The sequence below is a fragment of the Mycobacterium sp. IDUB_1 genome (assembly GCF_055419625.1).
In genome coordinates this window covers 46,124-66,085 of the sequence record NZ_JBVAYA010000006.1, presented here as the reverse complement: position 1 = coordinate 66,085, position 19,962 = coordinate 46,124, and the positions used below count along the sequence as shown (strand labels likewise).

Genomic DNA, 19,962 nt, shown 5'->3' with positions numbered 1-19,962 from the left:
CTTGAAGAGCACACCGAATCGCTTCGCCGACGGCACCTTCTCCCCCGATCCGCGGCCCGCGCCGGTCCCGCGGATGCTGGCCGCGCAGTACGGGTTGGAACTGCGACTGCTGCTGCGCAACGGCGAGCAGCTGCTGCTGACGATGTTCATCCCGATCACGCTGCTGGTCGGACTGACGCTGCTGCCGCTGGGCTCGTTCGGTCCTGAGCGCGCCGCGACGTTCACCCCGGCGATCATGGCGCTGGCGGTCATCTCGACCGCGTTCACCGGGCAGGCGATCGCGGTTGCCTTCGACCGGCGCTACGGCGCACTGAAGCGGCTCGGCGCCACCGCGTTGCCGGTGTGGGGCATCATCGCCGGTAAGTCGCTGGCCGTGGTGACGGTGGTGTTCCTGCAGTCGATCCTGCTGGGCGCGATCGGCATCGGTCTGGGATGGCGGCCCGCGGCGGCGGGCCTCGCGCTCGGTGCGGTGATCATCGCCCTGGGCACCGCGGTGTTCGCCGCGCTGGGGCTGCTGCTCGGCGGCACCCTGCGCGCGGAGATCGTCCTCGCGGTGGCGAATCTGATGTGGTTCGTGTTCGCCGGCGTGGGCGCCCTGACCGTGGAGGGCGGCACCGAGGGGGGCATCGTGCCGAAGGCGGTGCAGTGGATCGCGAGGTTGACGCCGTCGGGTGCGCTGACCGAGGCGCTGACGCGGGCGATGACGCTGTCAGTCGACTGGTTCGGCCTCGCCGTGCTGGCGATCTGGGGCACCGCCGCCGGCCTGTGCGCGCTGCGCTGGTTCCGCTTCACCTGAGCTCGCCAGCTGTAGCAGCAGGTACTCCAGCTGCCCCACCTCCTCGATGTTGTGCCGAATCCACGCCGTCACCATCTCCGGCGGGAACCGGCGTCGCAGAACCGCGTTGACCGGCGCCATCAGGGCGCTGCGTGCGCCGATGTCCATCACGGATACGTAGTGGGTGCCGTCGATGCCCGCCGACCACGTGTGCTCGAGCGCGAAGATCGGCACCCCGGCGAGCCGCTGCACCAACCGGATACCGGTGACATCGAGCTTTTCGACCCGGTCGATGACGTCGACGCCGAAGGTCGGATCGCCGCCGAATGCTTCGACGATGTGGAATCGCGCTCCTTCGCCCGCCCCGCCGCCGGGGGCCGGACGCCACAGCTCCCATCGGATGTGGTCGGTCGGATGCCAGGCGAGGTAGCGGTCGACCGTCCGTCCGCCGTAGCGCATGGTGCCGTCGAGGTGGGTGAACCAGTCGAGCAGCATCTCCGGAGTGACCCGGGCGAGCGGCCGGTGGTCGATCGTGACTCGACGACGGCCGTGGGCGCAGTCGGTCACCCGCACTGATGCGGTCTCGACCGGTCGCAGCGGATACAGCACGGGAAGTGTCGGGTGGTACATGTCCGTCCTCACAAGATACGTTTGCGTTTCTTACCGAGAACGGTACGATCGCGACATAAGATACGCAAGCGTTTCTCAAGGAATCGAGTGTGATCATGCCCACCACACGTCGACGCGGCGCCGAACTGGACTCCGCCATCAAGTCGGCTGTCATGGACCTGCTGAGTACACACGGGCCTGACGGCGTCACGATGGAGGCGGTCGCCGCCGCTGCCCACACCAGCAAACCGGTGCTCTACCGGCGCTGGACCGACCGGCGCGCGTTGCTGCGCGACACGCTCATCGAGGTCGCGTCGGCATCGATACCCACCGAGGACACCGGCAGTTTCCGCACCGACATGCTGGCCGTCCTGCGCGGCTGGGCGGAGCTGTTCGCCGGCCCGCAAGGGCCGCTGATGCGCTCGATCGTGATGGCGGTGGCCGCGGACCCGGAACTGGCCGAGACGTTCCATGCCGACATCATCGGCAGCCGTAAAGCCGACGTGACAGCTCTGCTGAACCGTGGCATCGAGCGCGGCGACGTGCGCGCCGACATTCCGATCGCAGTTGTTCGCGAACTCGGCCAGAGCGTGCTGTGGCACCACCTGCTGATCACCGGCGATCCGATCGACGACGAGCTGGTGCTCACCCTGGTCGACGAGGTCCTGGTGCCACTCACCGCCCCTACTACGGTCCGTAGTTAAGAGGGCTCTACCATCGACAGCGTGCCCGTCGCCCGACTCTTCGTGCGGCTCGTCGATCTCCTGCCCGAACCGAGCCTGCGCGTGCAGCGCATCGTCGCCGCCGCGGTCATCCTGACCCAGGGCGGCATCGCGGTGACCGGCGCGATCGTCCGCGTCACCGCGTCGGGGCTCGGCTGCCCGACGTGGCCGCAGTGCTTTCCCGGCAGCTTCACCCCCGTCCCGCACGCCGAGGTTCCGGTCATCCATCAGGCCGTCGAGTTCGGCAACCGGCTGATCACGTTCCTCGTCGTGCTCACCGCGGCCGCGGCCGTCATCGTGGTGACCCGCGCCCGGCGGCGTCGTGGGGTTCTGATCTATGCCTGGCTGATGCCGGCGTCGACGGTGCTGCAGGCCGTGATCGGCGGCATCACCGTGCTGACCGGCCTGCTGTGGTGGACGGTCGCGGTGCACCTGCTCGCGTCGATGCTGATGGTGTGGCTCTCGGTCCTGCTGTACGTCAAGATCGGCCAGCCCGATACCGGTGAGACGCGGGAACGCGCACCCCGAGCGCTGCGGCGGCTGACCGCGCTGAGCGCTGTGACGCTGTCCGCGGTGCTGATCACCGGCACGATGGTCACCGGGGCGGGCCCCCACGCCGGCGACAAGAGCATCGACCGCCCGGTGCCGCGGCTCGAGGTCGAGATCACCACGCTCGTGCACCTGCATTCGTCGTTGCTGGTGGCCTATCTGGCGTTGGTTGTCGGGCTGGGCTTCGGGTTGGTCGCGACGCAGGCCGCCCCGCCGGTGATGCGGCGGCTGCGCGTGCTCGTCGCACTGGTCGCCGCGCAGGGGCTGCTCGGCGCGGTGCAGTTCGCGACCGGGGTGCCCGAGGTCCTGGTGGCCTTCCACGTGGCCGGGGCAGCGGCGTGCACCGCGGCGACGGCCGCGCTATGGGCGGCGCTGAGCGAACGAACCCTTCGCGAAGGGACCCAGGCCGCGCTCGTCAAGAGCTGACTCGACCGCCACGGCGAATCTGCGCTGCTGCCGTTCCCGGGTCGAGTCGTCGAGCTGGCGCCACCCCAGTGACGGTTCGACCAACTCCAGTTCCAGCAGCGCCGGAGCGTCGGCTCCGCCGAGCACGTCGACGCGCGCGTAGAGCAGGTCGGTCACCCCGATGCCGAGGTGCGCCGCCGCGGCGGCGAGCGCGGCGCGGCCGACGTCCCACAGCTCGCCATCGGGGTCCGCGCTCCGCAGGCTCTCCTCCGCGTAGGTGCCGGACGGGTCGAGAAGCGGCCCTCGCCCCGGCGCGGGCAGCATCGGCCCCTTGGTGAACGCGTGCGACGGTTCGCCGCGCAGGAACACCAGCGCGGTCTCGCCGTCGACCACCCGCGCGTCGTAGGGCTGCACCATCACCGTTCGTCCGTCGGCGTGCAGTGCTGCCGCGTGTCCCAACGCGGCATCGCTGTCGAGGAATCGCATCGCCCCCACCGAGCCGGCGCCGACCGACGGTTTGATCACGACCTCGCCGGGCGGGATGGTCACCTGCTCCCCCGGCGCGAAGAACGCGGTGGGCACCGTCGCGACGCCGGCTGCGGCCAGGTCGGCCAGGTAGCGCTCGTCGGCGCTCCAGGCCACCACGTCGGGCCCGTTGAGGAGCGTGGGCACCCGCCGCGCCCACGCCAGGAACTCGGCGAGCCGCTCGGTGTAGTCCCACGTCGCGCGCAGGATCACCACGTCCGCTTCGAGCGTCGCCGGGTCGTCCCAGGACAACCACCGGGCGTGCAGGCCGCGGGTCCGCAGCGCCCCGATCAACCCGGCGTCGTCGCCGTCGCCGTCGGGCAGTACGGGGCATCCCGCGAACACGATGCGCGGGTGGAACACCTCGGGGCGGGCGAGCTTCATGACGGGCATGATGTCACCTATGTACGCGATCGAAGTCGCCGAGACCGGCGGGCCGGAAGTTCTGTCCTACGTCGAGAAGTCGCAGCCCGTACCGGGACCCGATCAGGTGCTGATCAAGGCCGAGGCGATCGGCGTGAACTTCATCGACACCTACTTCCGGTCGGGGTTGTATCCGCGGGAGCTGCCGTTCGTCGTCGGCACCGAGGTGTGCGGCACGATCGAGGCCGTCGGCGACGATGTCGCCGCGCTCAACGTCGGCGACCGCGTGGTGACTGCGCAAGCCCTGGGCGCCTACGCCGACTACTGCCTTGCGCCCGCCGATTTCGTCGCCTACGTGCCCGAGGGCGTGGCGCCCGATGTGGCCGCCTCGTCGCTGTTGAAGGGCATGACGGCGCACTACCTGATCAAGTCCACCTATCCGATTCAGCAGGGCGACACCGTGCTGGTGCATGCCGGTGCCGGCGGCGTCGGGCTGATCCTGACGCAGTGGGCCAGCAGCATGGCGACGTCGGTGATCACGACCGTGTCCACGCCCGACAAGGCCGAGCTGTCCCGGCGAGCCGGCGCGGTCGAGGTGCTGGACTACCCCAGCCAGCAGGACGGGGGCTCCGCCGCGTTCGGTGCGCGCATCCGGGAGTTGACCGACGGCAACGGCGTCGAAGCCGTCTACGACGGGGTGGGCGCCTCGACGTTCGAGGCCAGCTTGGCCAGCCTGGCGGTGCGCGGCACGCTGGCTCTGTTCGGCGCGGCGAGCGGACCGGTGCCGCCGTTCGATCCGCAGCGCCTCAACGCCGCGGGTTCGGTGTTCCTGACGCGGCCCAACCTCGCGCACCACACCCGCACCGCCGATGAATTCTCGTGGCGCGCAGGCGAACTGCTCACCGCGATCGCAGACGGCACGCTCACCGTCACCGTGAGCAACCGCTATGCGCTGCGCGACGCCGAGCAGGCCCATCGCGATCTGCAGGGACGCAAGACCGTGGGATCGGTGGTGCTGATCCCCTAGCGGGACAGCAGCGTCGGAAGGTCCAGCGCCGAGTCGACGGCCAGCGCGCAGAACACCACCGCGAGGTAGTTGTTGGACTGCAGGAACAGCCGTAGTGGCTTGACGGGCTCACCGCGGCGCACCCCGGCGTAGAGCTGGTGGGCCATCACCAGGAACCACGTGCCGGCCAGAATGGCCACCGAGGCGTACAGCCAGCCGGTCGCCAGCGCCAGCGCCAACGTCGCGATCACGGTCAGCCACGTGTAGACGAGGATCTGCCTGGTGACCTGGATCTCGGTCGCGACCACGGGCAGCATCGGCACGCCGGCCGCCTTGTAGTCCTCTTTGTAGCGCATGGCGAGCGCCCAGGTGTGCGGCGGCGTCCAGAAGAAGATGATCAGGAACATCACGATCGCCGGCCAGCTGATCGTGCCGGTCACCGCCGACCAGCCGATCATCACCGGCATGCAGCCGGCGGCCCCGCCCCACACGACGTTCTGCGAGGTGCGCCGCTTGAGCAGCAGCGTGTAGACCAGCACGTAGAACGCGATGGTGGCGCCGGCCAGATGCGCCGAGAGCATGTTGGTGGTCCACCACAGCCAGAAGAACGAACCGACCGACAGCGCCAGGCCGAACACCAGCGCATGGGCGCGCGGCACGGTCGCGCGCGCGAGCGGCCGGCGCTCGGTGCGCTTCATCACCTTGTCGATGTCTGCATCGGCGACGCAGTTCAGCGTGTTGGCGCCCGCGGCCGCCAGCAGGCCACCGAACATCGTGTTGAGGATCAGCAGCGGATCGACGCTGCCGCGATGGGCCAACAGCATCGCCGGGATCGTCGTGACGAGCAGCAGCTCGATGACGCGCGGCTTGGTCAGCGCCAGATAGCCGAGCAGAGTGGTACGGAACCCGTGCGGCGTGGCGTCGGCCGAATCCCCGACGAGGTCGCCTTCGCGGATCCTCACCCAACCAACTCCTTCACGCCGCGTCTACTACAGGCGATGGTAGACCGCGGGGGGCCGTCACCGAAATTCGCGGGGTGGTTACGGGTGGTTCCCGGTACGGCGGGTATCACCCCTGCGTCCCGGCGTCGGTGAGCACTAGGGTGGTTGGTGCGGATCGACACGCCCCACCAAGTCCAAGGAGTGCGCCTCGTGACCACGCTCGAAGATATCTCTTCGCTGACCCGCCCGAACCATCCCGACGACTGGACCGAGCTGGACTCCCGCGCCGTGGACACCGTCCGCGTGCTGGCCGCCGACGCCGTCCAGAAGGTGGGCAACGGCCACCCCGGAACGGCGATGAGTCTGGCACCCCTGGCCTACACGCTGTTCCAACGCCAGATGCGCCACGACCCCAGCGACGTGCACTGGCTGGGCCGCGACCGGTTCGTGCTGTCGTGCGGACATTCCAGCCTCACGCTCTACATCCAGCTCTACCTGGGCGGGTTCGGGCTCGAACTGTCCGACATCGAGGCACTGCGGACGTACAAGTCCAAGACGCCCGGCCATCCGGAGTTCCGGCACACCAAGGGTGTCGAGATCACGACCGGCCCGCTGGGACAGGGCCTGGCCTCGGCGGTCGGTATGGCGATGGCGTCGCGCTACGAGCGCGGGCTGTTCGATCCCGACGCCCCGGCCGGTGAAAGCCCGTTCGACCACTACATCTACGTCATCGCCTCCGACGGCGACATCGAAGAGGGCGTCACCAGCGAGGCATCGTCGCTGGCCGGCACCCAGCAGCTCGGCAACCTGATCGTGTTCTACGACAAGAACCAGATCTCCATCGAGCACGACACCAACATCGCCCTGAGCGAGGACGTCGCCGCGCGCTACCGCGCCTACGGGTGGCATGTGCAGGAGGTCGAGGGCGGCGAGAACGTCGTCGGTATCGAGCAGGCCATCGCCGAAGCCAAGAAGGTCACCGACAAGCCGTCGTTCATCGCGTTGCGCACGATCATCGGCTATCCGGCGCCGAACAAGATGAACACCGGCGGGGTGCACGGCTCGGCGCTCGGCGACGACGAAGTCGCCGCCACCAAGAAGGTCCTCGGGTTCGACCCGGACAAGACCTTCGAGGTCAGCGACGAGGTCTTCGAGCACACCCGCAAGCTGGTCGAGCGCGGCCGCGAGGCACACGAGAAATGGCAGCCCGGCTTCGACGCGTGGGCGGAGCGCGAACCCGAGCGCAAGAAGCTGCTCGACCGCCTCACCGCCGAGGAACTGCCGGAGGGCTGGGATTCCGACATCACGTACTGGGAGCCCGGCTCCAAGGCCGTCGCCACCCGCGCCGCCTTCGGTCAGGTGCTCAACGACGTCGCACCGAAGCTGCCCGAACTGTGGGGCGGCTCGGCCGACCTGGCGGGCAGCAACAACACGACCATCAAGGGCGTGAAGTCGTTCGGCCCGCCGTCGATCTCGACCTCGGACTTCGAGGCCGACTGGTATGGCCGGGTGCTGCACTTCGGCATCCGCGAGCACGCGATGGGCTCGATCCTGTCGGGCATCGTCCTGCACGGCCCGACACGGGCGTTCGGCGGGACGTTCCTGCAGTTCTCCGATTACATGCGGCCTGCGGTGCGGTTGGCCTCGCTGATGGACATCGACACCATCTACATCTGGACCCACGATTCGATCGGCTTGGGTGAGGACGGGCCCACCCATCAGCCCATCGAGCATCTGGCGGCGCTGCGGGCCATCCCGAACCTGTCGGTGGTGCGCCCGGGTGACCCGAACGAGACGGCGTACGCGTGGAAGAGCATCCTCGCCCGTGGTAACGGCAGCGGCCCTGTCGGTTTCATCCTGACCCGCCAGGGCATCCCCGTGCTGGAGGGCACCGACGCCGAGGGCGTCGCCCGGGGCGGTTACGTGCTCGGTGGCGGCTCCCCCGCCCAAGACGCCGACGTCATCCTGATCGCGACGGGCTCCGAACTGCAGATCGCGGTCGAAGCGCAGAAAGCGTTGCGCGACAAGAACATCAACGCCTACGTCGTGTCGATGCCGTGCCTGGAGTGGTTCGAATCGCAGCCCAAGGAATACCGCGACAGCGTGCTGCCGCCTCAGGTCTCGGCGCGTGTGGCCATCGAAGCCGCGGTGGCGCAGAGTTGGTACAAGATCGTCGGCGACACCGGCGAGATCATCTCGATCGAGCACTTCGGTGAGTCGGCCGACGACAAGACGCTGTTCCGCGAATTCGGTTTCACTGCAGAGGCAGTGGTGGCCGCCGCGGAACGCAGCATTGCGAACTAGCCAGCCAACAATCAAGGAATTGACATGACCCAGAACGAGAATTTGGCGGCCCTGTCCGCCGCGGGTGTTTCCGTATGGCTCGACGATCTGTCCCGTGAGCGGTTGCAGACCGGCAACCTCCAGTCGCTGATCGACACGAAGTCCGTGGTGGGGGTGACCACCAACCCGTCGATCTTCCAGGCGGCCCTGTCCAAGGGTGACGCCTACGACGACCAGATCAGAGAACTCGCCGAGCGCGGCGCCGACGTCGACGCGACCATCCGGACCGTCACCACCGACGACGTGCGCAACGCATGCGACGTGTTCGCCAAGATCTACGAGCAGTCCGACGGTGTCGACGGACGGGTGTCGATCGAGGTGGACCCGCGCCTGGCCCACGACACGGACAAGACGATCCTGCAGGCGATCGAGCTGTGGAAGATCGTCGACCGGCCCAACCTGCTGATCAAGATCCCCGCCACCGAGGCCGGCGTCCCCGCGATCGCTTCCGTTCTGGCCGAGGGCATTTCGGTGAACGTGACGCTGATCTTCTCCGTCGAGCGCTACCGCCTGGTGATGGACGCCTACCTGCAGGGCCTCGAGAAGGCCAAGGAGGCGGGCCACGATCTGTCCCGCATTCACTCGGTGGCATCGTTCTTCGTCTCCCGCGTCGACAGTGAGATCGACAAGCGGCTCGAAGACATCGGCTCCGACGAGGCGCTGGGGCTGCGCGGCAAAGCCGGCGTCGCCAATGCCCGGCTGGCCTACGCCGCCTATGAAGAGGTGTTCCTCGGCGGTGAGCGGTTCGAGAAGCTCAAGGGTGCCGGCGCGCGCGTGCAGCGGCCGCTGTGGGCGTCGACCGGGGTGAAGAACCCCGACTACTCCGACACGCTGTACGTCACCGAGCTGGTCGCCCCGAACACCGTCAACACCATGCCGGAGAAGACGATGGACGCCGTCGCCGACCACGGCGTGGTCACCGGCGACACGATCACCGGCAAGGGCGCGGAGTCGCAGGACGTCTTCGACGCGCTGACAGGCGTGGGCATCGACCTCACCGATGTGTTCCTGGTGCTCGAGAACGAAGGCGTCGAGAAGTTCGAGAAGTCGTGGCAGGAGTTGCTCGAAGCCACGCAGGGCCAGCTCGACGACAAGAAGTGACCCCAGCCGTGGCCGATTGGCAGAACCCCCTGCGGGACAAGCGCGACAAGCGCATGCCCCGTATCGCGGGCCCGTGCTGCGTCGTGATCTTCGGCGTCACCGGCGATCTCGCGCGCAAGAAGCTGATGCCGGCGATCTACGACCTGGCCAACCGGGGGCTGCTGCCACCGTCGTTCGCCTTGGTCGGCTTCGCGCGCCGGGACTGGGCGGACCAGGACTTCTCGCAGGTCGTCCTCGATGCGGTCAAGCAGCACGCCCGCACCCCGTTCCGCCAGGAGGTGTGGGACCGGTTGTCCGAAGGGGTCCGCTTCGTGCAGGGCACTTTCGACGACGAGAAGGCGTTCGAGAATCTGGCCGAGACGCTGGGCAAGCTCGACGCGGAACGCGGCACCGGCGGCAATCATGCCTTCTACCTGTCGATTCCGCCGAAGGCCTTCCCGCAGGTCCTCGAGCAACTGTCGAGGACGGGTCTGGCGAAGAAGCCGGAGGGCAGCTGGAGCCGGGTGGTCATCGAAAAGCCCTTCGGTCACGACCTGAAGAGCGCCGAGGACCTCAACGCGATCGTCAACAACGTGTTCCCGGAGTCGTCGGTGTTCCGCATCGACCACTACCTGGGCAAGGAGACAGTCCAGAACATCCTGGCGCTGCGGTTCGCCAACGAACTGTTCGAGCCGGTGTGGAACTCGCACTACGTGGACAGCGTGCAGATCACGATGGCCGAGGACATCGGCCTGGGCGGGCGCGGCGGCTACTACGACGGTGTCGGCGCCGCCCGTGACGTGATCCAGAACCACCTGCTGCAGCTGCTCGCTCTGACCGCGATGGAAGAGCCCGTCAGCTTCTCCCCCGACGAGCTGCAGGCCGAGAAGATCAAGGTGCTCTCCGCGAGCAGACTGGCGGAGCCTCTCGACGAGACCTCCTCGCGCGGTCAGTACACCGCGGGGTGGCAGGGTGGCGAGCGCGTGGTCGGGCTGCTGGAGGAGGAAGGCTTCTCCACGACGTCGACCACCGAGACGTTCGCCGCGATCACCGTCGACGTGGACACCCGACGCTGGGCCGGTGTGCCGTTCTATCTGCGGACCGGAAAGCGGTTGGGCCGCAGGGTCACCGAGATCGCGCTGATCTTCAAGCGGGCACCGCACCTTCCGTTCGACGCCACCATGACCGAGGAGCTGGGGCAGAACGCGCTGGTGATCCGGGTCCAGCCGGACGAGGGCATCACGCTGCGCTTCGGGTCCAAGGTGCCGGGCAACATGATGGAAGTCCGCGACGTCAGCATGGACTTCTCCTACGGGTCGGCGTTCGCCGAGGAATCCCCGGAGGCCTACGAACGGCTGATCCTCGACGTGCTGCTCGGTGAGCCGTCACTGTTCCCGGTCAACCAGGAGGTCGAATTGGCCTGGCGCATCCTGGATCCCGCGCTCGAATACTGGGCATCGCATGGCAAACCGGACCCGTACGAGGCGGGCGGGTGGGGACCTGACTCCGCCTTCGAGATGTTGCGGCGCACCGGCCGGGAATGGAGACGGCCATGATCCTCGACCTGCCGGACACCACCACCGACGTCATCAACAAGAAGATCATCGCGCTGCGCGAAGAGGGCGGGGCTATCACGCTCGGTCGAGTGCTGACCCTGGTCATCGCTCCCACCACCGAGGCACTGCTCGAGGAGTCGATCGAAGCGGCCAACGCCGCGAGCCGCGAGCATCCCTGCCGCGTCGTCGTCGTCGCACCCGGTGACCGCCTGGCCGAGAAGGCTCGGCTCGACGCGCAAGTGCGCGTCGGGCGGGACGCGGGCGCGAACGAGGTGGTGTGCCTTCGGCTCTCCGGGCCACTGGCCAACCACGCCAGCAGCGTCGTGATGCCGTTCCTGTTGCCCGACACCCCCGTGGTGACGTGGTGGCCGGATGTCGCACCTGATGTTCCCGCCCAGGATCCGCTGGGCAAGCTAGCGTTGCGCCGCATCACCGATGCCACCAACGGCACCGATCCGCTGGGCTCGATCAAGGGCCGCCTCAAGGGTTACACCCCGGGCGACACCGACCTGGCCTGGAGCCGCATCACGTACTGGCGGGCGCTGCTGACGTCGGCGGTGGATCTACCGCCGCACGAGCCGATCACCTCAGCGCTGGTGTCCGGGTTGGCGACGGAACCAGCGCTCGACGTGCTAGCGGGGTGGCTGGCGCACCGCATCGACGGTCCGGTGCGCCGCGCCGTCGGTGAGTTGAAGGTGGAGCTGGTCCGCGACAGCGAGACGATCACGCTGAGCCGTCCCCAGGACGGCGTCACGGCGAAGCTCACCCGTACGTCTGCGCCCGAGGCACTGGTCCCGTTGGCGCGCAGGGAAACCCGCGAGTGTCTCGCCGAGGACATGCGCCGCCTGGACGCCGACGAGATCTACCACGAAGCCCTGCAGGGCATCGAGAAAGTGCAGTACGTGTGAACCCGACCGTGGAGCGCCACCCCGACAAAGACGCATTGGTGAAGGCCGCCGGGGACCGTCTGGTGGACGCGATCACCGCGGCCGTCGCGGCCCGAGGGAAGGCCAGCGTGGTGCTGACAGGCGGCGGCACCGGCATCGGGATGCTCGAGCGGGTCAAGCAGCGCAGCGGCGAGATCGACTGGTCGAAGGTGCACGTCTACTGGGGCGACGAGCGGTTCGTCACCGCTGACGACGACGAGCGCAACGACAAGCAAGCGCGCGAAGCGTTGTTGGATGACGTCGACATTCCTGCGGTCAATGTGCACGCGATGGCCGCCAGCGACGGCGAGTTCGGCGACGACCTCGACGCGGCGGCGGCAGGCTATGAGCAATTGCTGAACGAGACGTTCGTCGCACCCGAGAACGAATTCGACGTACACCTGCTCGGCATGGGACCTGAGGGGCACGTGAATTCACTGTTCCCCGACACCGACGCGGTCAAGGAGACCGAGCGCATGGTGGTCGGTGTGCCGGACTCCCCCAAACCCCCGCCGCGCCGAATCACGCTGACGCTGCCCGCGATTCAGCGGTCACGTGAGGTGTGGCTGGTGGTGTCCGGCGAGGGCAAGGCCGAGGCGGTGGCCGCTGCGCTCGGCGGCGCGGCACCCGTCGACCTGCCCGCGGCAGGCGCCATCGGTCGAGAGGCCACGGTATGGCTGCTCGACGAGGATGCGGCCAGCAAGCTCTAGCCTGCACGATCTAGACGAGGACGATCACGTGCAGCGTCCGCGGGCCGTGCACGCCCTCCACGCGGTTCAGTTCGATGTCGCTGGTGGCGCTCGGCCCGCTGATCCACGTCAGCGGTCGAGTGTGGACGCCTAGTTCCACGAGCCGCGCGACGGCGTTCGGTACGTCGTCGACGATCTGCGAGACGCGCACCAGACACACATGCCGGTCGGGCACCAAGCTCAGCGCCCGCCTGCCCTGGCCGGGGCCATGGTCCAAGACGAGCGTGCCGGTGTTCGCGATCGCCACCGTCGCTGTGGTGACCACGGCGTCGACGTCGTCGAGTTCGGTTGCGCTGCGCCCGGTGTCGGACACCCACGGCGCGGCATCCGGCCAGGCCGCCTGGACCGCACCGTCGGCGATCACGGTGCGCGCATCGCCCAGAGCCGCGGCGATCGCGTGCGCTGCACCGGCTTCGGGGACGGGCTCGACCTGCGCCCGATAGTCGGCCACCCTGTCGCAGAAGCGCTCCACCAGATCCTGCTCCCCCGTACCGACGTCGGCGCCGTAGCGCCACGGGACGTCGGCCGGCGTCGGCCGATCCGACAGCGCGGCACGGATACGGCCGAGGATCTCGGCCCGCGCGTCACTCCCCACCCGTGCGCTCCCACCACGCCCGGAACGACTCGGTCGGTGGCACCGGCGCGTCACGGGCACCGGACCAAGCACTCGCCGGCCACGGCAGCGCCGTCAACCGGTCCTTGCCGCCGAACATCCTGCTGCGCAACATCTTTCCCCCGAGTCCGGTGGCGGTGGCAAACGCTTCCAGATGCCGATGGTCGGCCATCAGCCAGCTCGCCGCCGTCATCGCGGCCTGTTCGGGCGAGGGCACGCCGCCACGGTGTTCGTCGACGATCCGGGTGCGCAAGTGCACCAGCATCGACGGGATGTCGATGCGCACCGGGCACACGTCGAAGCAGGCACCGCACAGGCTCGAGGCGTACGGCAGCGATTTGTCCACTGCGCTGCCGGTCCCGCGCAGCTGCGGGGTCAGCACGGCACCGATGGGTCCCGGGTACACCGAGCCGTACGCGTGTCCGCCGGTGCGCTCGTAGACCGGGCAGACGTTGAGGCACGCCGAGCAGCGGATGCAGCGAAGAGCGTCGCGGCCGGCCGGGTCGGCCAGAACGTCGGTGCGGCCGTTGTCGAGCAGCACGATGTGGACGGTGCGCGGACCGTCCCCGTCGGCGGTTCCGGTCCACACCGACGTGTAAGGGTTCTCCCGCTCACCGGTGCTGCTACGCGGTAGCACCTGCAGCATCACCTCCAGATCGCGCCACGACGGCAGCACCTTCTCGATGCCGACCACCGAGATCAGCGTCTCGGGCAGGGTGAGGCACATCCGCCCGTTGCCTTCGGACTCGACCACCACGAGGCTGCCGGTGTCGGCGATCGCGAAGTTCGCGCCGGAGACGGCCACGCGGGCGCGCAGGAACTTCTCCCGCAGGTGCAGCCGTGCCGCCTCGGCGAGGCGGCGCGGCTCGTCGGTCAGATCCGGCGGGGCGGGCCGGCCCACGCGGCCCATCTCGCGCAGGAAGATTTCGCGGACCTCGGCGCGGTTGCGGTGGATCGCCGGAACCAGAATGTGGCTGGGCCAGTCGTCGCCGAGTTGCACGATGAGTTCGGCCAGATCGGTTTCCCAGGCGTCGATCCCGGCCTCGGCCAGCGCCTCGTTCAGCTCGATTTCCTGGGTTGCCATGGATTTGACCTTGACCACCTCGGTGGCACCCTGGGCACGGACGAGATCGACGACGATGCGGTTGGCCTCCGCCGCGTCGCGCGCCCAGTGCACCGTGGCCCCGGCCGCCGCCGCGTTCGCCTCGAAGGCCTCGAGATGCTCGTCGAGACGGTGCAGTGCAGCGTCCTTGATGGCGGCCGCGGCGAGTCGCAGAGACTCCCAGTCGGAGAGCTCCTCCACGACGGCGGCCCGCTTGGCCCGGATGGTGCCGGTCGCGTGAGCGAGGTTGCGGCGCAACACGGTATCGCCCAGCGCGGCACGAGCAGCGACGGGAAAGGCAGGCAGGCCGAGAAACGAACTCATGCGGGGCGCTCCTCTGTACTCGCGAGTACCTCCGCCAGGTGCAGGACCCGCACACCCGCGCGCTGGCGCGACAGCAGTCCGCCGATGTGCGCCAGACACGAATTATCGCCGGCGACAAGCACTTCGGCACCGGTGTTGCGGACGGCGCGGGCCTTGTCCGAGCCCATCGCGATCGAGGTGTCGGCGTTCTTCATCGCGAACGTGCCACCGAATCCGCAGCACTGGTCGGCCTGGGCCAGCTCGACCAGCTCGATGCCACGCACCGCCTCGAGGAGCCGTCGCGGCCGGTCGCCGACCCGCAGCATCCGCAGGGAGTGACACGTCGGGTGGTACGTGACGCGGTGCGGGAAGTACGCCCCCACGTCGGTGACACCGAGCACGTCGACCAGGAACTCGGAGAGCTCGTAGACCTTCGGAGACACGTCGGCCACCAGGGCCGCCAGGTCGTCGTCGCCCGAACGCGCCGCGACGTCTCGGTGCTGATGACGCACCGACCCCACGCAGGATCCGGAGGGAGCGACGACAGCGTCGTAGCCTCCGAACGCCGTGGTGAACGCCCGGACAGCGGGCACCGCCTCCGCGGCGTACCCGGTGTTGGTGAACATCTGCCCGCAGCACGTCTGGTCGCGCGGGAACTCGACGTCGCAGCCGAGGCGGCGCAGAAGCCGGACAACGGCTTTCGGCGTCTCCGGCCACATCAGGTCGTTGTAGCAGGCGGCGAACAGCGCCACCCGAACGCTCATACGGACATCTTGACCACCGTATCCGACCGGGCGGGTCATACTGGCCGACATGGCAGATCGAAGCGGCAAACCCGTGCGCACCGGATCGGAGCGGATCCGCAAGCTCGCGCAGGCCGCGCTCAACGCCGACGTCACCGTCGAGCAGGTCGACACCATCCTGGAGGGATTGAGCGAGACGCTGGAGGACCTGGACAAATCCACCGGCAACCTGGATGCCACCCTGGCCCGATTCAACGACACGATCAGCAACATCGACGAACTGGCCCCGCGCTTGATCGCGGTGGTCGACCGCTTGGAGGGCATCGTCACCCGCGTCGAGCGGATCGTCGGGGTGGGCGAATCGCTGGTCGCCCCGCTGGCCGTCACCGACCAGGTCGTGCGCGGGGTGATGGGCCGGCTCAGGCGCGGCGCCGGGATCGGCTGATGCCTGACGAAAGGGAGTCGCGGATCGTCGACACACTGGTGGACGCGTTCGCCGACCTGATGAGCGCCGACCCCGACGCGTTCCGCACGAAGTTCCGCAAGATGGCCGCCGATCCGTTCGCATTCTTCCGGGGCAGCGCGTGCGTGTTCTACGCCGACGTCGCGGGACGTGAGGACCGGTGGGCCGACGAGCGCACCGGCCGGGTGTGGATCCAGGGCGATCTGCACGCCCAGAACTTCGGCACCTACATGGACGGCGCCGGCGTGCTGATCTTCGACGTCAACGACTTCGACGAGGCGTTCGTCGGGCACTTCACCTGGGACGTGCAGCGATTCGCCGCCAGTCTCGCGCTGATGTGCTGGCAGAAGGCACTGTCGGACGAGCAGATCTCGTCGTTGATCGCGGCGTTCGCGCAGGCCTACGTGAAGCAGGTCCGCTGGTTCACCGAGACCGACGACGATGCCTCGTTCTCGCTGAACCTGGACACCGCTCGCGGCGCGGTGCTCTCGGCATTGCAATCGGCGCGGCTATCCACCCGCTCCGAAATGCTCGACCGCATCACCGTCGTCGACGAGTGCGACCGCCGGCTGCGGGAGCGGCCCGGTGCGCGGCGCCTCGACGGCGAGGAACGCGAGACGGTCATCGAGGCTTTCCACCGCTATCTCGAGACGATCCCGGAGGCGCAACGCTTCCGCGGCATCGCCTACGACGTCAAGGACGTGACCGCCAACTCCGGATTCGGGATCGGCAGCGCCGGACTGCCCGCCTACACGATCCTCATCGAGGGCTTCAACCAGGCGCTGGACAACGACGTCGTGCTGTCGCTGAAGCAGGGCAACGTCGCGGCGCCGAGCCGGGTCGTCGACGACGCGGAGGTCCACGGCTACTTCCAGCACCACGGGCACCGGACCGCCGTCTCGCAACGTGCCCTCCAGGCACACGCAGATCCCCTGCTGGGCTACACCGACATCGACGGGGTCGGATTCGTGGTGAGCGAGATCTCGCCGTATGAGGCCGATCTGGACTGGACGGAGCTGACCGAGCCCGATGAGCTGACCGAGGTCGTCACGCAACTCGGCCAGGCGGTCGCCAAGGTGCACTGCGTCAGCGATTCCGACAGCGATCAGACGCTGGTGCAGTTCCAGACCGAGGAGGCGATCGTCGCCGCGATCGGCGACCACGAAGACGAGTTCGTCGCCGACATCGTCGCGTTCGGTCTGGAGTACGCCGCCGTCGCCCGGGAGGACCACCGGCATTTCGTGGAGGCGTTCCGCGAGGGGCGTATCCCGGGGGTGACGGCGACCTAGCCGCTGTTGCGGCAGCAACGATTCAGCCGCTGTTGCGGCAGCAACGATTCAACCGCTGTTGCGGCAGCAACGATTCAGCCGCTGTTGCGGAGCGCCGTGGCGAGCCCGCTCATCGTGAGCAGGATGCCGCGCTGCACCAGCTCGTCCTCGTCCCCCGAGCGGTAGCGACGCAGAAGCTCGACCTGCAGGTGGTTCAGCGGCTCCAGGTACGGGAAGCGGTTGAACACCGACCGCGCCAGCGCCGGGTTGTCGGCCAGTAGATCGTCCTGGCCGGTGATGAGCTTGTGCATCCGGATGGTGCGGGCGTGCTCGTCGACGATCTTGTCGAACACCCGGTGCCGCAGCTCGGCGTCGTCGACCAGCTCGGCGTAGCGCGCGGCCAGCCCCAGGTCCGACTTGGCCAGCACCTGCGCCATGTTCGACAGCACCGTCGCGAAGAACGGCCACCTCCGGTAGAGGTCCTGCAGCACCTCCAGCCGCGCGTCGCTGTCGGGGCCGTCGCCGATGTAGTCCTCGAACGCGGTGCCGGTGCCGTACCAGCCCGGCAGCATGACCCGCGACTGGCTCCAGGCCAGCACCCACGGGATCGCCCGCAGGTCGGAGATCGACGTGGTGGGTTTGCGCGAGGTCGGCCTGCTGCCGATGTTCAGCGCGCCGATCTCGCTGACCGGCGTCGAGGCCTTGAAGTAGTCGACGAAACCCGGTGTCTCGTGGACCAATTCGGCGTACGCGCGCTGCGCGCGGGCAGCCAGGTCGTCGAGGACGGCGTAGGCCGGTTCCGCTTCGTCGCCGAGGCCTTCCACGTCGAGCAGCGTGGCCTCCAGCGTGGCCGCCAGCAGCGTCTCCAAGTTGCGGTGGGCAATGCGAGGTTCGGCGTATTTCGCACCGATGACCTCGCCCTGCTCGGTGATCCGCAGCGACCCATTCACCGCGCCGGGCGGCTGCGCCAGGATCGCGTCGTAGCTCGGGCCACCACCACGGCCGACGGTGCCGCCGCGACCGTGAAAGAGCCGCAACCGGATTCCGGCGGCGCGGGACGTCTCGACGAGATCCAGCTCGGCCCGGTACAGCGCCCAGTTCGCGGCGAGGTACCCGCCGTCCTTGTTCGAATCGGAGTACCCGAGCATCACCTCCTGGCTGTCGCCACGGGCGGCCACGACGGCGCGGTAGAGCGGAAGATCCAGGGCCGCCTGCAGGATCGCCGAGCCGCGCTGCAGGTCGTCGATCGTTTCGAACAGCGGTACGATGCCGACCGGTGCATAGACGTGCTCACCGGAAACATCCAGCAGCCCAGCTTCTTTGAGGAGTAGCGCCGCTTCGAGCATGTCCGACACGGACTGGCACATCGAGATGATGTAGTTGGGCACCGCCGCAGGCCCGAACACGCGCACCGCCCGTGCGGCGGCGATGACGATGTCGAGCTCCTTGCGCGCCAGCTCGGAGAGTTGCGCACCCGGGCCGATCAGCGGGCGGCGGGTGGCGAGTTCGGCGGCGAGCAGCTCGACCCGCTCGTCTTCGCTCAGCGACGCGTAGTCGGAGTGGACGCCGGCCCAGGCCAGCAGCTCGGCGACCACCTCCTCGTGCATGTCGGAGTTCTGCCGCATGTCGAGTCCGCTGAGGTGAAAACCGAAGACATGCACTGCTTCTCGCAGTCGGGACAGGCGGTCGTCGGCGAGCACCGAGCTGCCGTTGCCCCGCAGCGATGCGTCGATGGTGTCGAGGTCGGCGGACAACTCGGCGGGGGTGTCATACGGCGTCATGCCGAAGTCGAGTTGGTGTTCGGGTTGGCGGTCCAGGATCTGGCCGGCGGTGGCGGTCAACCGCGCGTGCACGACGCGCAGCGCGCGCCGGTAGGGCTCGTCGGCGCGAGCCGGCTCGGTGCACGCATCGGCCAGAGCGGCCAGTTCCTCGCTGACATGGACGAGCCGGACCGACATCGACAGTTCCTGTTCGAGTGCGGTGAGCTCGGCGAAGTAGTGCGTGAAGGCGGTGAAAGCTGCACTGCCCGTGGCCATCCGGACGATCTCGGCGGTGACGTTGGGGTTGCCGTCGCGGTCCCCGCCGATCCACGATCCCGGACGCAGGATCGGTTCGGCGAGCACGTCGGTCTCGGGCCAGCGGCTCTGCAGCGCGGCCCGCACCTCGGCGTTGACGCGCGGGATGACGTCCAGGAACGCCGCCGGGTAGTAGCGCAACCCGGTTTCGATCTCGTCGGAGATCTTCAGGCGCGACAGCCGGATCAGCGCGGTCTGCCACAGCGTGAGGATGTGGCGGCGCAGCTCCCTCTCGATGTCGCGGCCGTCCTCGGTGTGGGTGTGTCCGCGCAGCCGCATCCGCATCAATTCGGTGATGCGGTGCTGGGTGTCGAACACCGTGCGGCGCCGCGTCTCGGTGGGATGCGCGGTGATGACCGGGGCGACCAGCGCACCCTCGAGCGCGTCGGCCACCTCCTTCGCGTCGAGATCGGCGTCCTCGAGCTTGAGGTAGGTGGCGGCCAGGCTGCTGGGCTGGGGTGGTTCACCGGCGGCTTCGTGGAGCGCCCGGCGGCGCTCGCGGTGTATGTCCTCGGCGACGTTGGCCAGCAACGCGAAATGGGTGAAGGCGCGGATCACCGGGATCGCCTGGCGGGCGTCGATACCGTCGAACAGTTGCGCGAGCTCCGAGCGGTCGATCTCGGAGCGGCGCACCCGGAACGACTCGACCCGGGCCTGCTCGATGAGGCCGAAGGTCTCGTCGCCGTTCTGTTCACGCACGGTGTCGCCGAGGATCGCGCCCAGCAGGCGGATGTCCTCCCGCATCGGCTCGGTCGCCTCGCGGCCCACCTGGGTGCGTTGGACGGCTCCGATGGGTTCGAGCAGGCTGTCGGCTGTCGGCGGCATGGTGCCCAGTATCGACGCAGC

At 68.6% G+C, this 19,962-nt stretch carries 18 protein-coding genes; 11 read left to right on the top strand and 7 right to left on the bottom strand.

Annotated elements, in window-relative coordinates:
- The first annotated feature begins 1 nt into the window (after window position 1).
- Window positions 2–796, top strand: a complete 795-nt coding sequence (locus ACZYYX_RS26685; protein WP_463818044.1) for an ABC transporter permease — start codon at window positions 2–4, stop codon at window positions 794–796.
- Here ACZYYX_RS26685 and ACZYYX_RS26680 read toward each other — a convergent pair.
- Entirely contained in the window at window positions 710–1,405 is a 696-nt protein-coding gene (locus ACZYYX_RS26680) for a hypothetical protein (protein WP_463817838.1), read from the bottom strand. The two genes, ACZYYX_RS26685 and ACZYYX_RS26680, sit on opposite strands and share 87 nt — an antisense overlap.
- Before the next feature lie 95 nt (window positions 1,406–1,500).
- On the opposite strand from ACZYYX_RS26680, the gene ACZYYX_RS26675 reads away from it, so the two are divergent.
- Both ACZYYX_RS26675 and ACZYYX_RS26670 read left to right on the top strand, forming a co-directional pair.
- On the top strand, window positions 1,501–2,088 hold the full coding sequence (locus ACZYYX_RS26675; RefSeq protein ID WP_463817837.1) for a TetR/AcrR family transcriptional regulator: 588 nt from the start codon (window positions 1,501–1,503) through the stop codon (window positions 2,086–2,088).
- A 21-nt stretch (window positions 2,089–2,109) separates the two neighbouring features.
- Complete coding sequence (locus ACZYYX_RS26670) at window positions 2,110–3,081, top strand: COX15/CtaA family protein (RefSeq protein WP_463817836.1); 972 nt, start codon at window positions 2,110–2,112, stop codon at window positions 3,079–3,081.
- On the opposite strand, the gene ACZYYX_RS26665 is transcribed toward ACZYYX_RS26670, so the two are convergent.
- On the bottom strand, window positions 3,016–3,969 hold the full coding sequence (locus ACZYYX_RS26665) for an ATP-grasp domain-containing protein (protein WP_463818043.1): 954 nt from the start codon (window positions 3,967–3,969) through the stop codon (window positions 3,016–3,018). The two genes, ACZYYX_RS26670 and ACZYYX_RS26665, sit on opposite strands and share 66 nt — an antisense overlap.
- 19 nt (window positions 3,970–3,988) lie before the next feature.
- On the opposite strand from ACZYYX_RS26665, the gene ACZYYX_RS26660 reads away from it, so the two are divergent.
- The gene (locus tag ACZYYX_RS26660) at window positions 3,989–4,975 is read left to right on the top strand and encodes a quinone oxidoreductase family protein (protein ID WP_463817835.1); all 987 of its coding nucleotides are present in this window, start codon (window positions 3,989–3,991) and stop codon (window positions 4,973–4,975) included.
- Here ACZYYX_RS26660 and ACZYYX_RS26655 read toward each other — a convergent pair.
- A complete protein-coding gene (locus tag ACZYYX_RS26655; protein ID WP_463818042.1) occupies window positions 4,972–5,910 on the bottom strand; it encodes a heme o synthase in 939 nt (312 codons plus the stop codon). The genes ACZYYX_RS26660 and ACZYYX_RS26655 overlap by 4 nt on opposite strands.
- A gap of 195 nt (window positions 5,911–6,105) precedes the next feature.
- Between ACZYYX_RS26655 and tkt the strand changes: the two genes are divergently transcribed.
- The 5 genes from tkt to pgl are packed head-to-tail and all read left to right on the top strand — an operon-like array spanning window position 6,106 to window position 12,510.
- Window positions 6,106–8,199, top strand: a complete 2,094-nt coding sequence (gene tkt / locus ACZYYX_RS26650) for a transketolase (protein WP_463817834.1) — start codon at window positions 6,106–6,108, stop codon at window positions 8,197–8,199.
- Between the two features lie 24 nt (window positions 8,200–8,223).
- A complete protein-coding gene (tal, locus tag ACZYYX_RS26645) occupies window positions 8,224–9,339 on the top strand; it encodes a transaldolase (protein ID WP_463817833.1) in 1,116 nt (371 codons plus the stop codon).
- Window positions 9,340–9,392: 53 nt separating this feature from the next.
- On the top strand, window positions 9,393–10,874 hold the full coding sequence (gene zwf, locus ACZYYX_RS26640; protein WP_463818041.1) for a glucose-6-phosphate dehydrogenase: 1,482 nt from the start codon (window positions 9,393–9,395) through the stop codon (window positions 10,872–10,874).
- Window positions 10,871–11,782, top strand: coding sequence for a glucose-6-phosphate dehydrogenase assembly protein OpcA (gene opcA / locus ACZYYX_RS26635; RefSeq protein ID WP_463817832.1), 912 nt, complete (start codon window positions 10,871–10,873; stop codon window positions 11,780–11,782). The genes zwf and opcA overlap by 4 nt, the downstream gene beginning before the upstream one ends.
- The gene (gene pgl / locus ACZYYX_RS26630) at window positions 11,779–12,510 is read left to right on the top strand and encodes a 6-phosphogluconolactonase (RefSeq protein WP_463817831.1); all 732 of its coding nucleotides are present in this window, start codon (window positions 11,779–11,781) and stop codon (window positions 12,508–12,510) included. The genes opcA and pgl overlap by 4 nt, the downstream gene beginning before the upstream one ends.
- 10 nt (window positions 12,511–12,520) lie before the next feature.
- Here pgl and ACZYYX_RS26625 read toward each other — a convergent pair whose 3' ends face one another.
- Genes ACZYYX_RS26625 through ACZYYX_RS26615 form a run of 3 tightly spaced genes read right to left on the bottom strand, consistent with a single transcriptional unit; the run spans window position 12,521 to window position 15,331 of the window.
- Complete coding sequence (locus ACZYYX_RS26625; protein ID WP_463817830.1) at window positions 12,521–13,144, bottom strand: LutC/YkgG family protein; 624 nt, start codon at window positions 13,142–13,144, stop codon at window positions 12,521–12,523.
- A complete protein-coding gene (locus ACZYYX_RS26620) occupies window positions 13,134–14,588 on the bottom strand; it encodes a lactate utilization protein B (RefSeq protein ID WP_463817829.1) in 1,455 nt (484 codons plus the stop codon). The genes ACZYYX_RS26625 and ACZYYX_RS26620 overlap by 11 nt, the downstream gene beginning before the upstream one ends.
- On the bottom strand, window positions 14,585–15,331 hold the full coding sequence (locus ACZYYX_RS26615; RefSeq protein ID WP_463817828.1) for a (Fe-S)-binding protein: 747 nt from the start codon (window positions 15,329–15,331) through the stop codon (window positions 14,585–14,587). The genes ACZYYX_RS26620 and ACZYYX_RS26615 overlap by 4 nt, the downstream gene beginning before the upstream one ends.
- A gap of 49 nt (window positions 15,332–15,380) precedes the next feature.
- Between ACZYYX_RS26615 and ACZYYX_RS26610 the strand changes: the two genes are divergently transcribed.
- Window positions 15,381–15,755 carry an ATPase gene (locus ACZYYX_RS26610; protein WP_463817827.1) on the top strand — a complete coding sequence of 125 codons (375 nt, stop codon included), beginning with the start codon at window positions 15,381–15,383 and terminating at the stop codon, window positions 15,753–15,755.
- On the top strand, window positions 15,755–17,062 hold the full coding sequence (locus tag ACZYYX_RS26605) for a DUF2252 domain-containing protein (RefSeq protein WP_463817826.1): 1,308 nt from the start codon (window positions 15,755–15,757) through the stop codon (window positions 17,060–17,062). The genes ACZYYX_RS26610 and ACZYYX_RS26605 overlap by 1 nt, the downstream gene beginning before the upstream one ends.
- Window positions 17,063–17,136: 74 nt before the next feature.
- Here ACZYYX_RS26605 and ppc read toward each other — a convergent pair whose 3' ends face one another.
- Window positions 17,137–19,941 (bottom strand): phosphoenolpyruvate carboxylase, encoded by a 2,805-nt coding sequence (gene ppc, locus ACZYYX_RS26600; RefSeq protein ID WP_463817825.1) that lies wholly within the window; start codon window positions 19,939–19,941, stop codon window positions 17,137–17,139.
- Window positions 19,942–19,962: the final 21 nt, after the last annotated feature.